Annotated in this window: 21 protein-coding genes; 1 reads left to right on the top strand and 20 read right to left on the bottom strand. The window is 65.1% G+C overall.

Features of this window, described 5'->3' with window-relative positions:
• Position 1 precedes the first annotated feature (1 nt).
• Positions 2–1,972: a glycosyl hydrolase family 28-related protein gene (locus tag RF701_RS16260; RefSeq protein WP_308815578.1), complete on the bottom strand. Its 1,971-nt coding sequence runs from the start codon at positions 1,970–1,972 to the stop codon at positions 2–4.
• Positions 1,973–2,154: 182 nt separating this feature from the next.
• Here RF701_RS16260 and RF701_RS16255 point away from each other — a divergent pair, with 182 nt between their 5' ends.
• Complete coding sequence (locus RF701_RS16255) at positions 2,155–2,790, top strand: hypothetical protein (RefSeq protein WP_308815577.1); 636 nt, start codon at positions 2,155–2,157, stop codon at positions 2,788–2,790.
• 48 nt (positions 2,791–2,838) lie between these two features.
• Here RF701_RS16255 and RF701_RS16250 read toward each other — a convergent pair whose 3' ends face one another.
• The 19 genes from RF701_RS16250 to RF701_RS16160 all read right to left on the bottom strand — a co-directional run bounded on the left by RF701_RS16250 (position 2,839) and on the right by RF701_RS16160 (position 23,424).
• Positions 2,839–4,992 (bottom strand): hypothetical protein, encoded by a 2,154-nt coding sequence (locus RF701_RS16250; RefSeq protein WP_308815576.1) that lies wholly within the window; start codon positions 4,990–4,992, stop codon positions 2,839–2,841.
• On the bottom strand, positions 4,989–5,363 hold the full coding sequence (locus tag RF701_RS16245; protein ID WP_308815575.1) for a hypothetical protein: 375 nt from the start codon (positions 5,361–5,363) through the stop codon (positions 4,989–4,991). Before RF701_RS16245 ends, RF701_RS16250 begins: the two co-directional genes overlap by 4 nt.
• Positions 5,360–7,816: a hypothetical protein gene (locus RF701_RS16240; RefSeq protein WP_308815574.1), complete on the bottom strand. Its 2,457-nt coding sequence runs from the start codon at positions 7,814–7,816 to the stop codon at positions 5,360–5,362. The genes RF701_RS16245 and RF701_RS16240 overlap by 4 nt, the downstream gene beginning before the upstream one ends.
• Entirely contained in the window at positions 7,813–9,798 is a 1,986-nt protein-coding gene (locus tag RF701_RS16235) for a hypothetical protein (protein ID WP_308815573.1), read from the bottom strand. Before RF701_RS16235 ends, RF701_RS16240 begins: the two co-directional genes overlap by 4 nt.
• Positions 9,799–10,314: a hypothetical protein gene (locus RF701_RS16230; protein WP_308815572.1), complete on the bottom strand. Its 516-nt coding sequence runs from the start codon at positions 10,312–10,314 to the stop codon at positions 9,799–9,801.
• Positions 10,287–10,703, bottom strand: coding sequence for a hypothetical protein (locus tag RF701_RS16225; protein ID WP_308815571.1), 417 nt, complete (start codon positions 10,701–10,703; stop codon positions 10,287–10,289). The genes RF701_RS16230 and RF701_RS16225 overlap by 28 nt, the downstream gene beginning before the upstream one ends.
• A gap of 32 nt (positions 10,704–10,735) precedes the next feature.
• A complete protein-coding gene (locus tag RF701_RS16220) occupies positions 10,736–12,952 on the bottom strand; it encodes a hypothetical protein (RefSeq protein ID WP_308815570.1) in 2,217 nt (738 codons plus the stop codon).
• Between the two features lie 37 nt (positions 12,953–12,989).
• Complete coding sequence (locus tag RF701_RS16215; RefSeq protein WP_308815569.1) at positions 12,990–14,465, bottom strand: DUF1996 domain-containing protein; 1,476 nt, start codon at positions 14,463–14,465, stop codon at positions 12,990–12,992.
• A gap of 2 nt (positions 14,466–14,467) precedes the next feature.
• Positions 14,468–16,291 (bottom strand): SGNH/GDSL hydrolase family protein, encoded by a 1,824-nt coding sequence (locus RF701_RS16210; RefSeq protein WP_308815568.1) that lies wholly within the window; start codon positions 16,289–16,291, stop codon positions 14,468–14,470.
• Positions 16,285–16,965: a hypothetical protein gene (locus tag RF701_RS16205; RefSeq protein WP_308815567.1), complete on the bottom strand. Its 681-nt coding sequence runs from the start codon at positions 16,963–16,965 to the stop codon at positions 16,285–16,287. The genes RF701_RS16210 and RF701_RS16205 overlap by 7 nt, the downstream gene beginning before the upstream one ends.
• Positions 16,966–16,974: 9 nt before the next feature.
• Complete coding sequence (locus tag RF701_RS16200) at positions 16,975–17,172, bottom strand: hypothetical protein (RefSeq protein WP_308815566.1); 198 nt, start codon at positions 17,170–17,172, stop codon at positions 16,975–16,977.
• A gap of 109 nt (positions 17,173–17,281) precedes the next feature.
• Positions 17,282–17,722, bottom strand: coding sequence for a hypothetical protein (locus RF701_RS16195; protein ID WP_308815565.1), 441 nt, complete (start codon positions 17,720–17,722; stop codon positions 17,282–17,284).
• Positions 17,723–17,725: 3 nt separating this feature from the next.
• Positions 17,726–18,655 carry a phage capsid protein gene (locus RF701_RS16190; RefSeq protein ID WP_308815564.1) on the bottom strand — a complete coding sequence of 310 codons (930 nt, stop codon included), beginning with the start codon at positions 18,653–18,655 and terminating at the stop codon, positions 17,726–17,728.
• 226 nt (positions 18,656–18,881) lie between these two features.
• Entirely contained in the window at positions 18,882–19,808 is a 927-nt protein-coding gene (locus RF701_RS16185) for a hypothetical protein (protein WP_308815563.1), read from the bottom strand.
• Entirely contained in the window at positions 19,798–20,166 is a 369-nt protein-coding gene (locus tag RF701_RS16180; RefSeq protein WP_308815562.1) for a hypothetical protein, read from the bottom strand. The genes RF701_RS16185 and RF701_RS16180 overlap by 11 nt, the downstream gene beginning before the upstream one ends.
• The gene (locus RF701_RS16175) at positions 20,163–20,444 is read right to left on the bottom strand and encodes a hypothetical protein (protein ID WP_308815561.1); all 282 of its coding nucleotides are present in this window, start codon (positions 20,442–20,444) and stop codon (positions 20,163–20,165) included. Before RF701_RS16175 ends, RF701_RS16180 begins: the two co-directional genes overlap by 4 nt.
• Positions 20,441–22,114, bottom strand: a complete 1,674-nt coding sequence (locus RF701_RS16170) for a portal protein (protein WP_308815560.1) — start codon at positions 22,112–22,114, stop codon at positions 20,441–20,443. Before RF701_RS16170 ends, RF701_RS16175 begins: the two co-directional genes overlap by 4 nt.
• A 50-nt stretch (positions 22,115–22,164) precedes the next feature.
• Complete coding sequence (locus RF701_RS16165; RefSeq protein ID WP_308815559.1) at positions 22,165–22,794, bottom strand: hypothetical protein; 630 nt, start codon at positions 22,792–22,794, stop codon at positions 22,165–22,167.
• Between the two features lie 24 nt (positions 22,795–22,818).
• Positions 22,819–23,424 carry a Gp49 family protein gene (locus RF701_RS16160; protein WP_308815558.1) on the bottom strand — a complete coding sequence of 202 codons (606 nt, stop codon included), beginning with the start codon at positions 23,422–23,424 and terminating at the stop codon, positions 22,819–22,821.
• Positions 23,425–23,432 lie beyond the last annotated feature (8 nt).

Genomic DNA, 23,432 nt, shown 5'->3' with positions numbered 1-23,432 from the left:
CTCAGTGTTGCATCGTCGTAGAGACCTTGAGCGCGCCGGCGTCCGTCTTCATCTGAAGCGAATTGCCGGTGACTTGGAAGGTCATCGTACGCGTGGTGTTATTGATGGGTGGAACAACGTCTTGCATCGTGCCTGCCAACCAATTCTTCACAAAGCGAAACATCGAACCGTCGCCAGCGTCGAAGCCCGAGATTGTTACGGTTCCGCCGAACCCGGTCTGACTGTCCGCGATGTTGACGAAAGCTGTCCCAACATCGACTCCGCTGCGGGACAGCAAACCCAGGGGGGCAGAAAAGCCGCCCGACGTCTGGAGTGTCATACCCGTCACGCCGTTATCCGCCGCGCCCTGCAAGAGGCGGCGCCCTCCAGCGAAGGACTCGTGGTGGGTTCCATCGAAGAAGCTGGCTGCACCAGCACCGCTCACCGCACGGTTGTCCACATTGACGGTCAGTCGATTGCCCGTCGTCGTGAGTTTCGCGCCGGCAGGAACCAGGTTGAACGTGCTGTGCTTCACGACCGCGCTGCCGAGCTCGTCAATGCCCAACACCTCTGACACCTCCGTCCCGCCCGTACCGTTGAAGACGAAATTGACGGTATCGATCACTGCATGCGACGATGCCGGGGTGCCTGCGTAGTTACGAAGCTGGATCGTATTCGCGGCACGCACGCCCTCGATCCAGCACCCCGATATACGCAGCTGGTCGATGTTATAGCCCACGAACGCAGAGCACTTAAGCGCCTCGAAATCGGTATTCTCGATGTTCCAGGTGACACCGTACGAGGCAATAATCGCGCCCTGCGTCCCGAACGCATTGTTGACGATGCAATCCTTGATACGGATGACGTTGAACTGGTCCCGCTGCCCATAGGAAAGCGCAAGTGCCTGAATAAAACAATGCTGGTTATCACTGGCACTACCTTCTCCGCCATCCCGACAACGATCCCACAAGACAAAGATTGGAGCTATGATATAACTCACCTGAAGGCTGAGCATCGTTTCAATGTTTCGAAAAGTTGCGTAGGCGGAGTAACGGTCCTGCCTTGTCTGCTTGTAGAACGAAGCGCCAGTAACCCCCAAGGCCGCGCCACAAGCAAGGTTCTCGATCGTCAGGTAAAAACGTATTTCATCCGAGCTGTTGAGGAAGGCGGCTGCGCCAGTCGAACGCACCAGCAGCAGTGGTGCATTATTCCACCCGTCCTTTTCACCGCGGATATGAAGTCGATCGACGACATCAATGTCAGCCACGGAGTAGCGCGCACGCACCATCGTCGTACCGTCGAAGACGGTCGCCGGTACGATCACGGTCTTGCCGGTAGCGATGGCGGCATTGAAGGCGGCGGTGTCGTCGGTGATGCCGTCACCCTTGGCACCGGCATCGATGACCGACACCACCTCGGCAGCTTTACGCCCGAGCGCTCGTGGTGAAGCGCCAGGGAATTCCGGGGCGAACCTGACCAATGCAGCGCCAGGGCCGCTCGCCAGATCCTCCCTGAGTGCTGCGTCCGATCCGCCCGGGGAGAGCATCAGAGGCTGTGCCGGGTCGGCTCCAAAGCCGATAACCTTTCCAGGACGCGAACCGCTGAGGGGATTTAGAACCTCCCCGGGGGCTGTCAGCAATGCGCGATCCGTGATATCTGCCGCCGCGGCGTCCTGCTCCTGCGCGATCAACATCAAACGATCGAGTGCAGCCTCATGGCTTTCCGCTGGAAAGCGACCACCAGTCGGATAGGCCATTCGCTGCGCCCTGGCGGTATCCCGTCGGATCCGCAGCGTGGCGCCATTGGTTGCAGTTGTCCGCGTAACCGTGCCCCCGGCGTCAGTGGCGCCGCTGCTGACGGTATAATCACTCCCCATCGCGAGGAGCGTTACCTGGCCGGTGTCGAATATTCTCTCGACGATGAGATCGGTTGCTGCCTCGTAGCGGAACGGCGCGGCAAAGGACGTCGATATGCCGTCCTCGACATATTCCACCAGGGCAGGCTTTGCGGCTACGGTCACAATCGTCCCCCCAGGGTGTTACATCAGGGGGCGGTGTCCGGTGCCGTAATCACCGGAGCCCTTGAGGGCGGCAGCACCATAACCCGAGCGCGATTCGCTGCCAACAAGCAATTAGGTTACGGTCAAAGCCTCGTTCACGATTCGAGGCCTGTGGCGTGGTATCATTACCTGCAAAATGTTCGGCCTGTGGCCATATCTCCGAGACGAGCTTCGGGCTCTTCGGTCCAAATATCTCGATGGTAGGCAATTACACCCGCTGCCCGCAATGCGGCGGCACAGCTGAAATCATCGACGGCGTCTTTGATCTCAGCGGCGACGACGTCAAGGTCAAATCTGCCCCACTTTGGTCGCGCGAAACAATCGCAGCCATCCAAAAGATAGCCAAAAAAGCCAGTGATGATAATTTATCCGCTAGAGATATCATTCAGGAAGTCGCCGGCTTTAGTCCTGATCTCGCGGAGAAGCTGAAAAAGCGCAACTTATCGGCTGTTATTCTCGTCGCATTGCTGCTTTTCATTCTGAAAAATTGCAGTGTGAACGCGACTGTTGATATCAATAGATTGATTGAACAAGGCATTACGGCAGTGAGCGGCACCGTCTCACCTGCTGCCGCTCCGCCATCACACCCACTTTTGCGCGAAAAGAAATCGTCAGAAGGGGAAGTCGCACAACCGCCGTTCCAAACTCTGGCGATGGCACCAGAGCGGCCAGGGCGCCGAGCGTCACGCCGAGCAAGAGGCCGACAGAAAGCGCTGCTGCGATCACATGATCCAACGGATGGACTGGCCTGATCGCGGCTAGAAGGATTTGCTTGATCAGAGCCGAAGAGGTTTGCCCCCTCACGATCCAACACCTGGTGTGATGATGTTGGTGCTGTCAATGCCGTTGCGCCAATTTGGCGCGCGCTGCGGCGCCATTGTCCCTGGCTGCCAATACATGCCCTGGTGGTTGTCGGCGCTTCGTTTCACCCGCTGTTTCACATCGGCGTCGTGGTCGGGGTTCACTTGCGCGTCGAGCTGATCGATGACCATGCGCTCCCAGGCGAGACGGGCGTACCAGAGGTTGGATCCAGGCACGTATCGCCTGGCGAAGCGGACTGCGCCCTTGCCGGGATTGCCCTCGCGGCTAGTGCCGTCTTTCCGTTCCTTGCCCGGCAGCGCCGTGCGCACCGCCGACCGTGCGTCTTGAACCGCGCCGTAGATCGGGCCCCCGATGAATTGGCCCAGGCTGTCGATGCGGTCGTTCTTGAACACCCCGACGAGGTCACCCAGGATGCCGATGCCGCCGCCCTGGAGGGCGGCGTCCGCCCAGAACTCGGGCTTGTCCATCGGCCGCGGATCGTTGCCCTTAGCCAGCTCGCGCAGCTGGATGACCGCGGCGCCGTACATCGTGAGGCCGATGAAGAATTGCGCGGCATAGGCCGCCCCGCCCGCGCGGCCGAGCATGCCGACGATCCGCGCGTGCTTCGCCATTAGCGCCACGGCGAAGCCCTTGAACTGCAAGGCGCTGGTCCACAGCTCTCCACTGATGCTGCCCTTCGCCAAGCCGACCGGATTGGCCAGCGCGCGTGACGTCATCGATGCTTCCTGCACCGCCATCGCCTGGCCGCGAATTACCATGTCGAGTAGACGGTCTTGCGCCTTGCGGCCGCCGATCGCGGCGACGTCGATCGCGGACGGATCGATGAATTCGGATCCGCGGATCGTCGTCGTCGCGCGCCGAATGTGGATCCAGTCATGCTGGTCGATGCCATTGCGCTCCATCGCCGTCCTGAGGCCGGGCGAGATCTCGCCCCATGGTCGTGCACGCTCGTCGGCGATCGCGCCGAGCAGCGCCTGGCCGAAGGCACTCTTGCGATTCTCCGTCAGCCGATTGAGCGCCGACAATCGCAGCACCGCGTCCGCCGTCACCTGCGTCCAGGCGGGGCCGCTGACTTCCCCGATATAGCGCGCGCTCTCCCCCAGGGAATGTGCGGCATCCTCCATGCCCAGCGCCAGGCGCGCGGCGGCCGCGCGGTTCTCGGCGCTGAGCTGGCCGGCGTTGTCGCGCAGTGATGCGAGCGTGCGGGTCAGCAGGTTCGTCTCGGGCAGGCCGTAGAAGCCGCGCGCCATCGCTTGGGTGTGGACGTCGCTGATCGAGGACAGTGACGCGGACCCTAGCCAGGCTGCGGTGATAAGGTTGCGGCCGCCTTGCAGGCCGGTGACGACGCCACGTCGGATCGGATCGGGATACACGTGTTGCGCGCTCGCCTCGCCCTTGACGTATCGCCATAGGTTCTCGGACTGCGATCGCTCCACCGACTTGGCGCTAACCTCGGGCACGAATGCCTCGTCACCCTTGGCCTTGTCGTGAGCAATGCCGTCGAGGAGGAAGCGGACCGTTGCGTCGGGGTTAGGGCCAAGCCGCTCCATCATCGCGATGTCGCGCGCCCGGCCGCTGATCGATCCCATGATGACGCTGAACAGATTGTCGCCGGTACCGAACTCGCGGGCTACCTGCTGCCAGGCGTCGAAGTCCTTGTAATGGAGGACGCGATGCTCCTGGCCGCGGTTGGCGATCTTGCCCGCGCCACGGAACGCCGCGCTCGGCTCGCCGGTCATGCCGTTGGTGCGGATCGTCTCGCGGACATCGAGCAGGAAAGCGCGCAACCCCTCGTCGGTGAATGGCACTCCGGTGCGCTCGTCGATCATCCGCGATCGATCAAGGCTGGCACTGACCACCTCCACCCAGCGCTCGGGCGACGCGTCGCGCACGCGCGCGGGCTCGTAGCGCATCGGCACACCGTAATTGTCGAGCTTGGCGATCGCGCCGCCCGCCGCATTGAACCGCTGGCGGAGATCCTCGCGCGCGCCCTCGATGGCATCGGCGAAGACCTTGGCCCGCGCGTTGCCGGTACTCTCGCCGAACAGCTCGCGGCCGACGTCGGCCAGTCCCTCCGGATCGTTCGGCTTGCCGAGGAGCGTGCGCTTATGACGTTCGATGAATTCGGTCATGCGCGCATGGGCCAGCCGCTCGATCCGGCGCGCGCCGATCGCGACGTTGCCGCCGCGGTAGGGCGCTCGATCGTCGTCGTCGAGCAGCGCGTTGAAGGCGGCGTAGCGATTGTTGCCTTGAACAGGTCCATGTCCTTCAGCGCCTCGCGCTGGCGGTTGATCTGGAGGAGGGTCTGTCGCTTCTTCAGCCGTGCTTCGCTGGTGAGCTGGCGGAGCGTCGCCTCGCTCGCCTCGGCCGCCGCGGCGTCCGGCCCCATGTCCCGGCGGTAGAAGGCCTCCAGCTCGTCGAACAGCTGCTTCATGCGGGCGCCGCGCTGCGCATCGATCTCGCCCCGCTTGACCATGCCGGGGATGCAATTGCCCAAACTCACGCCATCTCTCCCTCATGCGGCGCCATGCACGCGCGCGCCGCGGCGATCGCGGCTTCGTCCGCGTCCAGGTCCGTCATTGCGTCGGCCGCGCTGATTACGTCACCCTCGTCGTTCAACCGCACCGTCAGGCCCTTCGCATCGTCCTCCAGCAGGAACATGCGCAGGTCATGCTCCAAGCTGTCGATCTGCCGGACCGCGGCGACGTCTTCGGGGGTGTCAAAGCCGGCGATCGGCGCGGCGTCGGCGGCCGAAGGTGCGTCGATCGCCCCTGAGCCCTCGGAAGCGCGATGATCGCCCAACCGCCGCTCGTTTGCCCGGGTGCGCCGTGCGTTGACGAAAGCGGCGCCATCCGGCGTCAGATCCGACGAACCGCTGAGCACGTCGATATCATAGCCGGCGTCGCGCAGCTGGTCATACAGCCGGGTCGCAATCCCTTGGCGACGCAGCTCCGGCGCGACGTAGACCGAGACACCGGTGTGTCCGGTTTCGGCTCGAAACGCGCGGACCTCGTCGGTCGCCGGAAACAGCACCGCGGCGCGCGCGACGCCTTCGGCATCGCGGTAGACCGAATTGACCATATGGCCTTCGGCATCGGGTTCCAAGTGAAAGCCTGGGGCGCCACGCTCGCTGACCATGATCGGGCTGATTACTGCATCATCGACAGCGTCCGGCGCGACGGTCGAGCGGACCGGCTCCGCCTCCATCTCCATCGATCGCAGCGGCCCGGCATCTTCCTCGCCATCGACGCGCGCCGGCGTCGCATCCGCGAAATCCTCAGGCATATCGGCGAAGGGATCGCGGCCCGCGTCGTCGAACGTGCGGCCGCGCGGATCGTCCAAGTCGAACGGCACGTCATCCTCGGCCGCCGGCGGTCGCGCGCCGGCCTCCTCGGCATTGACCCGCTCCAGCTCCACCTCGGCCGCGTCGACCTCGGCTTGCGCGGCATGCCATTCAGCGTCGCCCGCGACATCGTCGGCGAAGCCCTCGCGTGACAGCACCGGCCCCTCGCGCGGCGTCTCGCCCATCTTGCGATGCGCCCATGCGACGACGTCGTCGGCCGTCTTGCCTTTCAGCCACGGGTTCGCCTCAATCGCCTTGCCACTGAGCAGCTGCTCGATCGGCGTGTCGCCGGCCGCGCGCAGGATCTTTGTGCCGCCCGCCTCGCCGGCGAAATGCAGCATGTACAGGTTGCCGTAAGTCTCGGGCACGCCGGCGCGCGCGAGCGCCGCGCGGTTGCTGCGCGTGATCGCGTTGAACACCGCCTCCTGCATCGCAGGGTTCGTACGGCGGTTCCACAAGGCCGCCTCGTCCATCTTGTCGAACCCGGGCAGCGTCTTGGCCACGCGCAGGAACGTGCCGCGGGTGATCTGATAGAGGCCATAGGCGGACGAGGTCGGCGCCTGGATCTGCCACTTGCCGCCGCTCTCGGCGATCGCAACGCGGTTGGCATAGGTCTGACCATCGAACCGCGCGGGCGCCGCGGCCGGAGCTGTGTCCGTCGCTGGACTGGTCAGCTGATCCATCGCGCGATCGACGCGGGCCAGGTGGCCGTCGGCGCCGGCGCCGCCCGTGAACGGACTGGTCGCCGCGGTTTCGTCGATCCGGTCGAGCGCCGCCATGGCGGTGCGCTCGGTATCCGTCATGCGATCGACGCCGATCGCGCTGCGCATCTGATCCGCGAGCTGCCCAGCCGGCCCCTTGATCCGCGCGGCCACCTTGCCGACTAGCTCGCCGGCGCCGTGCACCGCGCCACCAAAGGCAGCCCCGGTACCTGCCGCTAAGGCAAGATCGGAAGCCACTTCGCCAGGTGTCGTCGCTTGCCCTTGCTTCGCCTTCGCGATCGCACGGACCGGCGCCTGTACGGCTTCGGTCTGGACGTTTACGACCGCATCGCGGAGCGCCGCCTGCGCGATTGAGCGCGCGGGCCCGAGGCCGGCGAGCATCGCCGCTTGGTTGATCGGGTCGCTGGCCCCGCCGACGAACTGGCCCGCCAGCCAAGGTGCCCAACTGCTGCGCTGCTGGGTGTCCCGTTCGCCGGCGATCCTCGCGCGGATCGGCGCAGTGACCTTCTGCCGGAAGCTGGCTGGGTCCCCGTCGATCCCCTCGAATGCCTTAGGGTCGGCCTGGCGGGCGCGCGCGATGCCCTGCCAGATCGCGTCCTGGTCGTAGCTGAGCGCGAAGCCGTCACGGGCGCGGCGGGCGGTGAAGGCGCCATCGATGCCCCGCGCCTTCAGATCCTGGACGAGTGGCGCGAGCGCATTGTCGATCGCCTCCTGCTGCCGCGCCTGGTCAGCCGCCGGATCGTCGTTCGCTGCGGCGCCGCGCGCGGCGACGGAGAACTGGTCTATCAGCGATGGGACGGGCTTGGGTGCCTCGACGCCAGCGCGAGGGCGAAGGCGCGACTGGTCGACCGTGGGCGCGTCGAATGAGAGAAGGCCGCGGTGGTCGCTCATCGATGGGGCAGCTTCGCGATCGGCACCGTGTACGCGTCGCCCTTGTTGTCGTGGATCAGCTGGCCGTTGCGGCCTCGGAAGCCATAGACCCCGTCAGCGACCATGGTGGGCAGCAGGCCCTTGAATTCGCGTTCGGTCAGCCCCTTGCCATCGGTCCAAACCGGATACCGGCCGCCGGCGGCCTTGCCATAGTCCTGCGGCGTTGCGCGCGCAAACGTCTGGAGAAGCTGATCCGGTTTCATGGATGAGGGGACGATCACAATGCCCTGGGAGGTTCGTGCAACGCCGCCACGCCCATCGCTGCTGCGGCCCATCACCGTCTCGATCGCCTGTGCGAACCGGCCGGGATCGTATTGCTGCACCCCGCCATCGCTGGCACGCTGACTGTAGAAGGATTTGGCCGCATCCATGATGTCGTTGCGATAGCTGCCACCGACCCAGCCGAGTGCGTTTCCGTACCATTTGGCAAAATCGGCCGTGGCCCTTGCGGTATTCCAGACCTGCGGGTGCGCCTTCAGCGTGTCGTTCCCACGGATCACATCGCGGGCGACATCGCGCGGCAGCAGGGCGGCGACACGGAACGCGCCGTCATCGCCCGCCACCTGACGCGCCGCACCGGCGATTGCCTGGGCATTGCCGAAGCCGCGGATCTGGTCGAGGACCTGGAGCTTCCCGTTCGGACCATTGGCCATCAGATCCTTGAAGGCGGGCAACTCGTTGGGGAGGATCGGCTCGATGGAAGCGCGGCCATAGCGCTGAGCGGCAATCGTGGCGTCCCGCGCACGCTGCTGCATGGATGCTGGGTCGGCCGGATTGAGCGGCACGACTGGGCGACGGTTGGCATATTGCCACTGTAGCAAGGCACCGCCGTCCTGATTGAGACGCTTGGCGGTTGATGCTCGCTCGTCTTGGAGAGCGGCAAGTTCATTGGCTTCCTCACCGGATAGGCCACCGCCGTTTTGCTTGCCTTGCAATGTAGATATCCGGCGGTCGAGCTGCGGCAGGTCCCAATCAATAACAGCCTGTCGGGTAATGAACTGCTGCGCCTTGGCGTGCCATTGCGCAGCCTTCGATCTGTCACCCATCTGTTCATAGCGCTGCGCCTGGTTCAGGCGATCTTGGTAGGTTCCTCCTCCAGCGTCGAGTGTGACAGCTTGTGCCTCCAACTCATCGCGTGCTGCTGCCTTGTCGGTCGCCGCCTGCGCCCGCGCCTGCGCCTCTTGCGCGTGGATCTGCGCGCGAGCGCCGTTGTGCAGCCGATCGAGCTGCTGACCGTCGAGCACGTCGTTGAAGACGCCGGCGTCGATCGCCGCGCTGGCGAGCTTCGGGTTGGTGTCGATCAGGTGGTTGCCATAAGCGACGGCCAGCTTCTCGCTGCCTTCCCGAAACAGCCTGTCGCGAACGTCGACCGGCACGTTGGTCAGGCCGTCGATGCTGTCGCGCAGCATCTTGGTTTCCTGCACGTAGCTGGCGGGATCGCCACTGGTGTAAAGCCGCGCGGATCCCTTGTCGCTTAAGCTGCCGATGTCGGCGACCGACTTCTTGACGCCTTCGCCGAGTTGCCAGGTATAGGCATCGTCGGTGACCTGCTGGCGGTAGCTGGCGATCATCTCGCGCGCCCGGGCGCGCTGGTCGTCCTCGGTCAGCGTATCGGCCAGATTGGCGGTGGCCGCGTCGAAGGCCTTCTCCATCTGCTCGGTATGGCCGGCGCCCCCCGGCTGGGCGTTGACACGGGCATCGGCGCGGGCGCGGTCGAGCTGGCTGCGCGTGTCGGCGAACCTGGTGGCGAAGTCGCCCCACGCCTGATCGGCTGCGAGCCTGCGATCGGCACGATACGCCTGGATCTTCGCCTGGTGGACCGTCTCGCCGGCGTCCGCGATAGCCGCGCCGATGCCGGCGCCGAAGGCGGCGGCACTCGCATCGGGCAATGCCGCCGGCCGCGCGGTGCCGACCTGCTGGTTGTATCCGACCTCTGCTGGCATTTACGGTCCCTCGTACAAGGCGTTGCCGCCACCCTCGGAGCCGCCCGACGACGTCGGCCGCGGCGTTGAGCCGCGCCGCGCGGAGGCCCAATCCTGCTGCATCCGATAGGTGCTGCTCGCCGCGCCAAACATGCTCTGCACCAAGGCATTGTCGCCCTGCGACTTGGCGATCGCTCCCTGTATGCGCAGCGCGCGAGCCCGGCTCTTGGCCTCTTGGCGGACCTGCATGGCATCGAGCGCCGCATTGATCTGGCTTTGCTGGAGCGCGTCGATCGCGCTGCCCGTCCCCATGGCAAACCCGTTGCTGCCCTGCGCCGCCACCTGCTGCCCGATCGCCGCACGCGCCGCTTCGCGCACGCGCAGCTCGTCGGCCGCGCCGACGTTCTGCGCCTCGACCGCTTCCGTCTCGGCCACCGCCTTGTTGTATTTGCCGGCTTCATACGCGCCGACCCCACCGATCAGCTGCCCGGCCGCCTGCGCCGCCTCCATCAGTCCTGCCCCCGAATGCGTTCGCACAGTATGTGCGTCTCGCTTGCCGCGCCAAATCCCCGCATGACGTGCACCGGCGAAATTCCGACCAGCTGCGCCCAAGCCGCCTCCGCGGGGACGGACTGGCGGACGATGGCCTCGATCCGGACGAGCTTGCTCGCGCGGATCCGCGCGCGGGCAAAGCGCGTGATCGCCAAGTGCGCCGCGCCGAGGCCCTCCGCAAGAACCGCCCAGGCCACAGCCTGTCGCCCGGGGAAGGTTTCGCGCAGCCCAAGGCAGGCAACGATCCGCCCATGATGGCGAGCCGTCCACGCCTCGCCCTCCCCTTCGGCGATCGCCTCGGCCTCCTCCATGGAGACCGTGCGCTCGATACCGAGCTGGACAAGCTGTGAGGCCTGGCGCTGGATCACCAGCATATCGATCGGCTTCATGGCCTCGATTACGACTGTCATGATGTCACCGTCACGACGGGCATCGCGGCGACTATCGTCGCCGGCAGCGGCGCCTTGCTCTCGAACACGGCCTGGCCATCCTTGTCCCAGCCGCCGCTGACCGGCTTGTCGGTGTCGCCTGAGTAGAGCGGCACCGCGGCGTCCATGTGCTCGGCGCTGCCGCGGTCGACCAGATTGTCGAGCTTACCACCCTTGGCGCCGATCCGGATCCCGCCGGTCGCCAGCAGGCGCAGGACCAGCTTGACGACGCGTTGCCGCTTGCCTTGCGACGTATCGCCCCGGCCGCCCAGCTCGGGGCGGAGCGTGGTCGCGCGGGCGGTATAGGGCAGGCCGACAGTCAGGCGGTAGCTTCGATCGGCGGGCACGTCGTCGGGGCTGAGATCGAAGCTGCCATCTGCGCCGACCGTGACGCCGGTTACGACGCCGCCATCGGCGAGGACGGCAACGGGGAGGCCCGCGAGTTGGGTCGCACCGGTGAAGTGCGTCTGTCCGGCTGACGCGATTACGGTCGAGCCGCTATCGACGTAGAAAGCGTCGACGATCGGATCCTCGTCTTCATGCCAGTCCGCCATGCGTTCGACGCTGCGGGAGCCGTCGGCGCGCAGCACCAACGCCCAGATCGTGTCCTGATCGCCCTTGGTGTTGGCACATGCAACAGCCGACAGGATCTGGCCGCCGCCATGGACGATACGGGAAAAGCCCTTCGTCTCCTGCTCGGGTGCGTGCGGGTGGGCGATGAGGGTGCCATCGCGACGCACGCCGACCAGCAGCTCCTCCGGTTCCTTGGCGAACGCCAGCTGGATGACGCCGCTCTTTGTGATGTGGCGACACCACACGGTCATGTTCTCGGCCTGGTAACGATCGCGCGCGAAGTCGTATTCGGCCTGGCGCATCTTGCGCCCGCCGCGCTGCACGAAGACGCCGGTGGTCGCGATCTGCGCCGGAAACACCTGCTCGCTGCCGTAGAAGCTCTGCGGGACCGCCTCGATGTTGTCGCCGCTGACCGCCTGCGCCTGGTTGATGGCGCCGATCGCGATCTCCCGGCTGGCCGTGCCGACGATCAGGCGGCGGTCGCCCATGGCCCACAGCACGGGATCCTCGGTCGAAAGGGTGCGGCGGAAGGCGAGATCGCCGGCGAGGACACCGCTGGCGGTATAGGTCGCGTGATTGAGATAGTCGCCGGCGACGGACGCGAGCAGCTCGAAGTTCTTGAAGTGGCAGAGGCGGCTGCCCCAGGCGATCACCACGGATGGATAGCCGGCCGCTGCCGAGAACGCGCCGTGCGCCCAGCGCCAGGTCGGCACGCTGGTCACGCTGTCGGGCAGCCGGCGGGTGACCGTCGCAGTCGCGGAAAGGCCATCAGCCGCAACCGCGGTGATTGCCAGCATGCCGAACCGATCGTGCCGATAGCTCCAGCGCACGCCGAACGGCCCCTTGTCGTTCGCGTCTTTCGTGTTGGATCCGTCCCACTCGGATCCGGTGGTGTGCGTCAGCACCACCGTCCCCGTCGTGCCCCCCGTCTCCGCTGTATAGGCCTTGCCATCGGATCTGCGCACGTCGCCGATGCTGATCTTGGTTTGTGTTTCCCAGGCCGGTATCGTGGAGAAATCCGCGGCCTCGATGCGGAACGGCGCGCCGACATGGCCAGGCAGAAAGATCGGCGCCGGCGACGTGATCGTGACGACGCCGGTCGTACCGGACACGGTGATCGTCTTGGCCTGGTCGGTGTTGCCGTCTGCGAAGGGACCGTTCTGGAAGGCGCAGGCCTCATAGGTGAACGTGGTCGCCGACGTCCTGGTTAGTCGCGCCGGCGGGTAACTGGGATGGTCCATGTACAGCCGGTCGAAACTCTGCTGGCACGACACGTACGGCGCATCGGCCGCGGTGTAGGGCACGGCAACCTCGTACGGCACGCCTGGCGCCGTCTCGATCCGGACGTCATTGGTGTAGAAGCGGAGCTTGCCGTCGCTCCATTCGATCACATAATCCTGGGTGAGGTTGAAACGGAACTTGCCCAGCCAGCTCGCGGTGGGGGCCGCGCTACGGATGTGCTCGAACCCCGGGCGTTTGACGAGTGCACCTTCGACGGTCGGCACGAAGTTGAGCGCTTCGGCCAACGCGACCTGGTAGATCGCGGTATCGATCCGGCCGCCCATGCGCGGCGACAGCTCACCGCCATTGAAGCTGGTTGCGATCGGACGCTGCAGGGTCATGAACGGCGCACCGATTTCTGCTCAGGAAGCGAACGCATCACATCCCGTGTCCCATATGGACCGTGTAGGGCCCCTTGGGCGGCGCCACGAACCGCGCGTTTCCTTTGCTCGCCCAATCATGGTTGCTGTCGACGATGCGTCCGCCGCGAATCGAACCGGGGTAATCCTTGTAGTTCGGCTGGTTCGTGGGGATCTGGCTATCGGTCAGTAGACGCGTAGTGTTGTCGATGGTGCTGTAATTCATTTCATGGGGCGTGTTCCCCATGGTTCCGATACTGCGCATCCATCGCAGCATGACGCCCTTGTTCGTTTCGGTGCCATATTGCCAAGCACCGAACCAATCGATGTGGCCAGTCTTGCCATTCTCGTAATTGTAGTTGGAGTTGATGTCCGACGACCACCTCCAGCTCATCACTTCGTTCATCCCATCGGGGAATGGGTAATAGATGATCTCGATAAGCCGCGGCAGACGATGCCAGTGATCGGGGCATACGCCCGTCGTCACGCCCGTCGAGGTATCAGTCGCGAGTACGGCGAAGCGGACGTGCCCGCGCCCCGTCGGACCGCCATGACCGTTGACGCCATCCCAGCAATCCGCGCCGTTGAATTCGGCGAGGATGCGGGCATTGGTCACACCGTCGGGCATCTTGTTGTTGCAGTTCAGCGTAAGCTGGCCGCTGGCCGTCTTCAGGTACGGCTGCCGGGGTTCCGGGTTGGTACTGGCGTCGTAGACGTTCGGGCTTGCCGCCGTCGTACCGGCGGGGTTGCCGATCGGGTTCTCGCACTTCCAGCCGACGAAGCCGTTCGTTATCAGCTTGTAGCGCATCTTCGCGCCCGCACTGACAGCGGCGGCATTGGCCGCGTCGATCTCGGTCTGCGTCTGGCTGATGTAGCCCGTCATCGGGTCAGGCCCCGAGACGTAGGCGAAATCCCGGGGGATATCGACCAGCAGGTTCGAATTCTGGATCGGGTTTTCGACGTAATAGAGAACGAACTGATCCGGGCGCAGGATCTTGCCGTTCACGTCCAGCCAAGGCGTCCAGTAGGCGGTGCGGTTGAACACATCACCGCCGCAGTTGGAACGTCCCGTCGTGCGTAGACTGCGATACGTGGACCGATAATCGGTCAGGGTGTTGCCGAAGAACTGGTGCCCGTGCGACGCGCCTTGCTGGCCTGGGTAGATGATGGGATCGTCATAGCCGAAGTGGCTAGGCGTACCGCACTCGGTCCGCATCTTCGCTTCTTGCGCGCCTTGCGCTTGCGTCTTCGATTGAACCTCGCTGTCCTGCGCAGTGAAGTCGGCGAGTTGGTAAGCCGGATCGTTGATGTCCGCCGGCATGTTGGCATAATAGGGCGGCGTCCCTCCCCAAGTCGTCGATCCGTCACCGAGGACGGGAAAGCGGTCGATCGGGTAAACGACGGGCTGTTGTCCTACCGTCCACGTGTCGGCCAATGCCGGCGTGACGATGAAAGAGATCGCCGCGAGCGCGGAAGCGATGAATGCGCGGATCATGTTCAGCCCCATGCGGTCGTATTGGAGGGTTGGTACGCGAACGCACTCTGCCCCGTGTTCAAGAGGGCACTGTCTCCGTTCAGCGCCGGACCGGCGAACAAGTAGATCGGTCCGGCCGGCATGACGTAGTTGCCGCCCAATCGCGTGCCATCGATGTAGAACTGCACCCGGCGAGCATTGAAGTCGCACTTGATGCCAAGGATGTGCGGGTTCCCATCGAACGAGATCGGGTTGATACCCATGTAGCCGCCGTTTTCATCGAAGGCGGTGTCGATCGCCGCGCCCGTGCCATCCTGGCCATCGCGCCCGCTGCCATACAGCCACGTCCCGACACCGGCCTGCGGAAAGCGCGACCGGTCCGCGCTGATCGGATCATACGAGTTGTTGACGATCCCGTGACCGAATGAGCCATTGACCTTGACGATGGTCATCTCGGCGTAGAGCACGCCGGCATTGCGACTGGTCGTCGACATCGCAGGACTGTTTGCGCCGTTCGATGGGATACCAGACACCGTGCGGTGATCATCCGAAATGTTGACGAACGGTGATTTCCGGTTGGGGTCGAACGTCGTCACCGCAACGGCGGCTGCGGCGACCAGATTATCGATGATCTCGTCCGAGTAGGGGCTGTCGATCCACGACTGGGGGATGGCGAGCTGCCGATCGACCACAGGCGTATACACCGCCGTCAGATAGCTTTGCGCGCCGTCAGCCGGATGAAGGCCGTCAGGGTTCCACAGCGAGCTATTATCCGCCGCGCTGTCCACGCCGACGGTAGGATCCGCCGCGAAGTCGACGACGTCGTCGATCAAGGTACCGACCGAATTGCGGATGAACGCGTTCACGGGTGCGCGCTTGACATTGAAGCCGACATACGCCCCGCCCAGCTTCGATTCACTGACCGGGAGGATAGTGCACCAGACGATGCGGGACTTCGGCATGAGCGAGCGAATTTTTGCCCAGGTCGACGTCAAGCGGTTCTGAAAGTCGGCGGCCGTAGCATTCGGCAGATCGTTGGCGCCGATCAACCCTATGACGATCTGAGGCGCAAGCGCCTGGACCTCGCCTAGGTGGCTGTCGATATCGTTGCCATCCTGGTAGTTGGTGAGGCCGCGGCCCGAATAGGCATTGCGCAGGACCTGCTTGCTCGGGTTTGCCTGAGCATAGCGGTAGATCCAGTTGTATTGGTTGAACGTAATGCTGTCGCCCATGTTGACGATCCGGTTCGCCACCGATCCACGCCGGATACGGGAGCGGATACGGGTCGCGCCCGCGGGCATATTGACCAGGACGTTCGGAAAGATCGTGCTGTCATTCAGTGGAAGATCCGGCGTCAGCTGCACGAAATCCTGCGCGAAGGCGGTTGTGTAGGCTGCGTCGCTCGCACGCTGCAGATCGATGAAATCGAAGACACCGGTCGGCGATGCGCCGTCGCCATAGGCGAAGACGGTATTGTCCGTGAGGAGATCGATCGTCATCGGATTGGCCGTCTGCGCGCTGGTCTGCGTCATGGTCGGCCGCGATATCGTCGTTGGAGCGGGTGTCGGCGTTGGCGTCGGCGTCGGCGTCGGCGTCGGCGTAGGTGTCGGTGTCGGCGTCGGCGTCGGCGTCGGCGTCGGCGTAGGTGTCGGCGTCGGCGTCGGCGTAGGTGTCGGCGTCGGCGTCGGCGTGGGCGTCGGCGATCCGCCTACCGGGATCGGCACCGCATCTTTGCCGGTGACATACATGAGCGCGAAGGCGGCGCCGACGGGCCGCACGAAATAGATTGTGTTCGCCAGGCAAACGGAAGGCAGACCCAGCACCCGCTCGAAGCGCAGAGCTACCATTCGACGTTATCCCACTGCTCGTCGCCGGCGCCGATCGGAATGACGGCAGGCGAATTGAAGGGCTCCGGCGGCAGGTACGTGCTGCGCGTTGGTTCGATGGCGGCGGTACGCGCCATTTCCCAGCCGGTCGGCTCGAACGCGATCTGGGGGTTCTCGCGCGCATCGACCCGCTTCGCTTCGGCTAGGGCCGATCGATATTTGCGCTCCGCCAGCTGTACGCGGTTGGGATCGCCGGTGATGCGATCGGCAATCTGCCAGGCAATCCGCATGGCGAACGCCTTGACGAACAGGTCATCCCACAGGGCGGGCTCGGTGACGTCGGCAAGGTACCGCACCCGCATGGGCGCCGGAGCGTTGGCCAGGATGAAGTCCGCCTCGAGCTGGTAGTCGCTCCGGCCGAAACCCATCACTTCGATCAGCCGCACGCAATCCGCCGGCAAGCGATAGGCGAAGCTGAAGGGATAGGGATCCTGCGAGGAGGCTGCGACCTTGGGCAACGCGACCCGACGCATCGCGAAGTTCCAGCTATGGTCGCGCAAGGCTGCCCGACGCTCGACGTCCCAGACGGCGCGTACCGACCGGGAGATATGCGTATCGTCGTCAGGCGACGACAGCTGATCGTCCTCGCCGAGTGCCGAGGCCGCCAGGTTCGCGATGGTGACGAAGTCCGCCACCCTACGCGCTTACGACAGCGGCCAAGGCGACGCGAAGATCTTGGCGCGCAGGCCGTCGATCATGACCAGGGCGTCGCCCTTGCTCATCTTGGTCTGATCGATGTTGAGTTCCATCGCGTCCGATCCAGTGATCGGCGTGCCTGCGGCGACCGCGATGTCCTTGATGTGCGGCTTGCCGCGGGTGACGGTGAGCTTGACCTGGGCCATCGACGGTGTCCTCTTGGAAACGGGAATGCCGGGCAGCGATTACGGCGCTGCCCGGCCCCGGGCCGGTCCTGCGCCCCCGCAGGTCCGGCCCAAGGATGTGGCGAACCGGTCAGTTCGCGATCGTATATTCCATGTAGAAGGTAGCGAGCACCGCGGCCGGGATCGCGGCAGCGCCGATCGTCATCCACAGATCCTCGTCAGCCGTCACCGGTCCGTTGCGCGCCGCGGCCGCGGTCGGACCGATCGCCGTGGGCTGATCGGTCGTGGTGACCGTCTTGCCGTTGACGTACTTGTTCGGAACCGCGGTCGTGCCGATCGACAGCGTCGTGGTACCGAACGAAGTGTCGGTGTTGACGGTCAGTGCCTGGAGGACGGCGTCCTGCGGCAGCTTGCCGATGTACAGTCGATCGCCGACATTGAGGATCGTCAGCGGCTTGGCGGCGCGGGTACGGCGCTTCTTCGCGCTGACCAGGCGGCCGTCGAGCTTCTTGGGCGGCATGACGGTGCCGTCCGGGCCGCCGACGAATTCGAGTGCATAGAGGTCAGCCATGGATCAAGCCTCGCTGTTTTCGATGATGCCGACCTTGCCGGCCTGGGTGCGGGTCGCGGCGACGGTGGTGCCGGCGAAGACGCTGCGGACGTCGACCTTGGTCGGCTGATCCTTGATCGCGGTGCGCACCTTCTGCCACACGCCCTTGCGCACGCCCGAGCGGACCCAGAACGGGTTGCGGGTGTAGCCCTGGGCGGTGACGGTCAGCCCCTTCTGCACAACGCCGAGGTCGGGGTTGCGCAGCTCGATGCGGACGATGTTGAAGCCGAGGATGCCAATCAGGTTGCCCTCGGCGTCGAGGCGGATGCCGAAGGCCTTGGCATAGTCGCCGCTGGTCGCCTGCACCTCGTTCAGCAAATCGTCCGCCTGCACCTCGCTGAGGGCGAGATAGCGCTTGTCCGACGGATCGTTGAACGCCTGGCCGAGCATCACCTTGGCCGCGCGGACCTTGGCGGCGTTCATGCGCTGCGGGCCCGAGGCACCGCCCGTGGTGACCGGCACCGTCGCGCCGGCCGCAAGCGGCGTCGTGATCGTGCCGTCCTTTCCGGTCAGCATCGAGCCGTACATGCCGGTGAGGATCTGGCTGTCCCAGGCGCGATGGATCGTCGCCATCGCGGCCATCGTATAGCCGCCCTCCAGCGCGATCTTGGTCGCGAGCTGGTCGGCACCGTCGACGAACTCGTTGAAGTACAGCTCGTTCGGCTTGACGATCCAGACGCGATCGTGGTCGACCGGCGTACGCTTGAGGTCGCCATAGCGCTCGTCCGCTTCCTGCGGCTTGGCGGTACCGAGCAGATCCTTGACCGTCTCCTTTTCGGAACCGGTGCAGTCCTGCTCTTCCGTCGTATCCCAGAGGACCGACGTCTTCTGCTGGAGCTTCAGCTCCAGGTTGTTCTTGAATTCATAATTTGCAGTGGTGTTGACGTCTGCCATCGCAGCCTCACGAAAAAGGTTTGATCCGATTTCGATTGGCTAAGGGACGTCAGACGTCCGGCCCCTCTATCGTTTAACGCCCGCGATCGGCGCTGCACTCCAGCAGGGGGACCCGGGCGACGAGGCTAGGCGGGCACTAGGTTCGGGGGGATTACATCGGCTCCCCCCGGCGCCGGAGACGTCTAGATTTCACACCGCGAATCGCGGGTCAATCCGGATTTTTGCGTCATGCGCTTTCTTGTGCCGCCTGATATTCCGCCGCCTGCTTGTTAAGGCGATCCCACCGTGTCCGCTCCGGCGAGCCAGGAACGTTCTTCTTCTGGAATTCGGCATCTCCCTTGAGCCGATCCAGCTCCGCCTGCGCCTCCGAACCGGTGATGCCGAACCGGTTGCTGCCGCCAGTGGTCAGCACGTCCTCCGCCATGCCGGCGCCGAGCTTGGCCAGCAGCCCGAGCGCGCGATCTGCGCCGAGGCCAGCACGCAGGCCGCTCATGTCGGCCTTGGTAAAGCCGAGCGCCCGTGCAGCCGTGTTGATGTGCGCGATCTGTTCGTCCTTCTTGCCGCCCTGGTCCTTCAACCAGCCGGCCGCCAGTTCGTCCTGCCGCTTCGTTTCGGCCGCAGCCTCGTCCATCTGGAGCTTGATGAAGTCGCCGACCAGGCCCTCGAACGCGCCCTTCGGGGCGCCATGCTTCAGGGCGCTTTCCCGCAAACCGGCGATCAGCGACTCATTCAGCTGGACACCCTCCGGCCCCTTCACCTCATAGCCGTCCACCGCCTCCGGGACACCGATCGCCTTGTGGTAAGCGGAGATTTCCTCCGGCTTGGCTCCTTCGCCAGGCACCTTGATCCGGCCACCTTCGCGCAAGGCGCGCTCGGTATCGCGAGTGATCTTCACCAGGCCGTCGATATCCTTGACGCCCTTGGCTGCCAGCCAGTCGCGGTTCGACGACGTCTCGCCTTCGCCAGCCGTGCCGGATACCTTTTCGAACCAGTCGGGTGTGGAAGCCCCTTCGCCCTCGGCGCCACCGCCGGACGATCCATCGCCGCCCGCCGCCTCACCTCCATCGCCACCGCCCGTGCCGCCCGCGCCGCCCGATCCGCCGCCCAGCAGCTCGTCGGCCCCGCCCACGTCTTCGCCGCCCTCAAATGCCATCGTCTATCTCCATCAGGGTTTGCACCTGGGCCTCGTCCAGGTTCAGGTAGTTCGAGATCCGCAGCCACACGTCGCGCCGGCCCTGCCGTCGCGCCATGATGATCGGATCGGGGTCGAAGGCGGACGTCCGCGCGAAACTGAATTCGCGTAAGTCCGCCAGGACATGCTGGGATGCGATGCGCAGGGCACCGTCATTTCCCGTGAAAGCGGCACGATACGCCCAGCGCCGGCCGACGATCGCCGCCAGCAGCGCCGCGATCGCCCGGAGCCAGAGAGGCGCCCGTACCGTCGACAGCAGCCCTTTCCACTCGCGGGCGATGCGCAGGGCGCGCATGCGTCGGCGGTTGCGCTCGTTCATGCCAGCACCTGGCGAATGTCTGCGGCCAGCTGGTCGAGCTCGCGCGCCTTCGCCTCGATCGCATCGGCCGTCAGCTTCAGCTCCCAATCGGTCAGCCGCCGCTCGGCGTTGAGCTTGTGATTGACGGTTCGACGGCAGACGTCGATGATCTCGCCGAGCCTGCGCGCACCGCCGACCGCGTCCTTCGCGCGGTCGAACAACACCAGCCGGCGCGCCTCTCGCCCCATCTTCGCCGCCCTGCTCCCACTTGTGGGAGCGGTTGCAAGCTGTTCTATCATGCCGCCTCCGTGATCTGATTAGCGCTAGCGATGTCCTTGAAAGCACCGGCGACGTCGGCGAGCTGCTGCGAGCCCGCTGCCGCTGCCTGACTGTCCTCGCGGGCCTTGCGCTTGGCGGCGACCTGCTCGGGCGTTGCGACCCAACTCGGCCGCACGCCCAGCACGTCCGCGAGGCCGGGTGCCGCCGCATCGGTGTCAATATGGTCGAACACCGCGCCGCCATCGACCTGCGCCATTGGCGTCATCGCCTCGATCCAGCGTGTCAGGCCTGCCGCTTCCTCGGCGCGCGCCATGCGCGTGAGAGGATTCTCATATTCGACCAGCGGATAGGCGCCCGCCTCCTGGACGACGTCGGGGAAAGGTTCGACCTGCCCCGCCGCCATGGCGAGATCGAGATCGCGCTGCGTGACCGGGTTCTGCTTCTCGCTTTCGTACTGCCCCGCGTACGGCGCAACGAGCGCGCCCTGTTTGCCGACCATCTCCAGCACTTGAGTCGCGGTCATGCGATCGCCGGGGTTGGTGAGGATCTTGAAGAAATCCTCCAGGAAGGCGCTGCGAATGTCGCCGCGCTCGCTCTCGACCATCTCCATGCCGATCGGCAGCTGCGATCCGGTCGGCAGGGGCTGGACCAGCAGCCGACCGTTGTCGTCGACAAGCCCGGGGTTGAGGCCGCCGGGCTTGGTGACCAGCGACGTGATGCCGTCATCGTCGTAGAATGCGAGGGCGGGATCGACCATCTTGTGCGCGGAGCGCATGATCGTCTGTTTCATGACGTTCGCCGACCGGATCGACGGCAACACCTTCAGCGCTGGCGACCAGCCATAGATTTCGCCGGCTTCCGACATGTGGCGCGACACGCTGATCGGCATCGAGCTGTAGCCGGCACGGCGGAGAAAGGTCTTTTCGTCGATCGCGATATGCGAGCTGGCGACGCGCTTGCCCCGCCAGTCGAACCGGTCCGGCTGCACGTCGGCATTCGGACACACGACATGGAGGATCTCGAATTCCGTGTCGTATTTCTTGTCTTCTAGCGCCTGGCGCATCTTCGGGGTCAGCGCGTCGCGGCCGTATTCCTGTTCCAGCTGGCGGGCGTTGCGGCTGTAGCGGCGATGGACGGTGTCGATCTGGCCGGAGAAATCCTCGTCGATGTAGCATTCGGCCATGTGCAGGGCGCGGTAGAACAGGCCGACGCCCTTGCGCTCGCCGGTCCACAGCGGCCCGGTGCCATAGCGCCCGAGCTGGCGAAAATCCTTGATCGCCTGCACCGCGAACGCCGCATGCGGGGCGTAGCGGATGGCGTGCAGCCGATCGGCCGCGCGCTCGCACCAGCGCCGCACCTCGGGCAGCTTGTCCAGATCCGGATCGCGGAACTTCAGCCGGATGTATTGGGTGTTGCGCGGCACCGTGATTGCCGACATCGCGGCCGAGAACCGGTCGAGGCTTTCCACCGCCGTCACGTCGAAATTCTGCGCGCCCTTCACGGTGCCGGCGCGAGCCATGCGCCCGGCCGCGCCGATCGCGGCGCCGATCGTGCCGGCACCCATCGGGTTTACCCGTTCGTCGATCTCCCGCCACACCGCCTCATACGGCGCGCGCAACATCGCCAGGCGGTCATGGTTGCGCAGGTGATTGCGGACCTGCTCGTCGTCTTGGATCGTGTTGTCAGCCATGCCCGCCCCCGAGAAAGGGAAGCGCCACCCGGAGGCGGCGCCCCGGAAGATTAGAAGATGATATCGTCCTTCAGGTTGACCCGTTGACCGGGTGCGACCTGGAGCGGCGCCGATCGCCGCGCATAGGCGACGTGCTTGCCATCGAGGATCAGCGCATAGCCGTCGATGGTCACGCTGCTGCCCTCGCGGGGCCCTTCGATCTCGGCGGCCTCCTTCAGCACCAGGCCGAACTGGTGATCGCCCCACGCTTCGCCCTCGACATTGATCGGCGGGATGCCGGCGACCTCGCGCGTGCCGTCCGAGAATGCGATCTGCACCTCCTTGGCATCGGTGATCGCCTTGCGGAGATCGTCGCCGGACAGACCCTTGTCGTCGCCGATCGCGCCGAGCTTGCGCGGCTTCGGCGGGGTGGTGGCCTTGGTCAGCTTCGCCTTGGCCGACTTCTCGCCGCTCTCCGCCTTGTCGGCGCGGGCTAGCGCCTCGTCGCGCTCCTGGGTCAGCTTGAGGATCTGGTCGTCGTGCGAAGCCCCCTCCTCCTCGTGCAGGTTCAGCTCCTCGGTGAGTTGCTTGTTCTCGGCCTCCAGCGCGGCGACGCGCTGGGCAAGAACGATGGGACCATCCTTTTCGAGGCCCTCTTTGAATTCCTCCAGCAGCTGCTGGTCGCGGGTCATGTCGTTCATGATACTCTCCGTGGTGGTTGGGGATTAGGCGGGGGCGTAAGCCCGCTCGAATACGTCCGCAGGCGACCACGAGACGTAGCCGTCGTAGCCGGACACGTTTGGCCGCTGGCCATCGGCGTATTCGACGAGATAGCCGGCATCGCTGCCGTCTTCGTCGGCCGGCAGGGTCCAGCCTCGCAGGTCGTTGTACTCCTGGCGGGTCATCGGCTTGGCGTTGATAACCTTCGTGCCGATGTGCCGCGTCATGTCAGCCGCGGGCTCAACGACCGCCTCGTCTGCGACCCGCAGCCGATCGCGCAGGGCATAGCCCATCAGGGGCCAGATCTGGCGGACCGCATCCTCATAGGCGAGCTTTTGTCCCAGCTCGGGGTCGAAATTGCGCGCATCGGCGGGCGCCGACTTGCCGATGATCGTGAAGCCGTTACGGAGCACCAGCAGGCATACGGTCAGCACGTTCAGCGACGGAGAGAGGACACCGCCACTGGTCCCGGTGGCTTCGGCGTACGAGACGAGGCGGTCACCGGTGATGTATGCCGCGCAAGTGATATTGGCCTTGATGTCGTCGAGCGACACTCGGGGAGCGGTGCGGCCGGCTGCGCACTCCGCTTCGGTTGCTTCCAATCCAGTCATCTTAGATC

The sequence above is a fragment of the Sphingomonas sp. GV3 genome, from assembly GCF_031082075.1.
Lineage (GTDB): Bacteria > Pseudomonadota > Alphaproteobacteria > Sphingomonadales > Sphingomonadaceae > Sphingomonas > Sphingomonas beigongshangi.
Note: the sequence above shows the minus strand (reverse complement) of the source record. Positions and strands in the feature narration are given on the sequence as shown.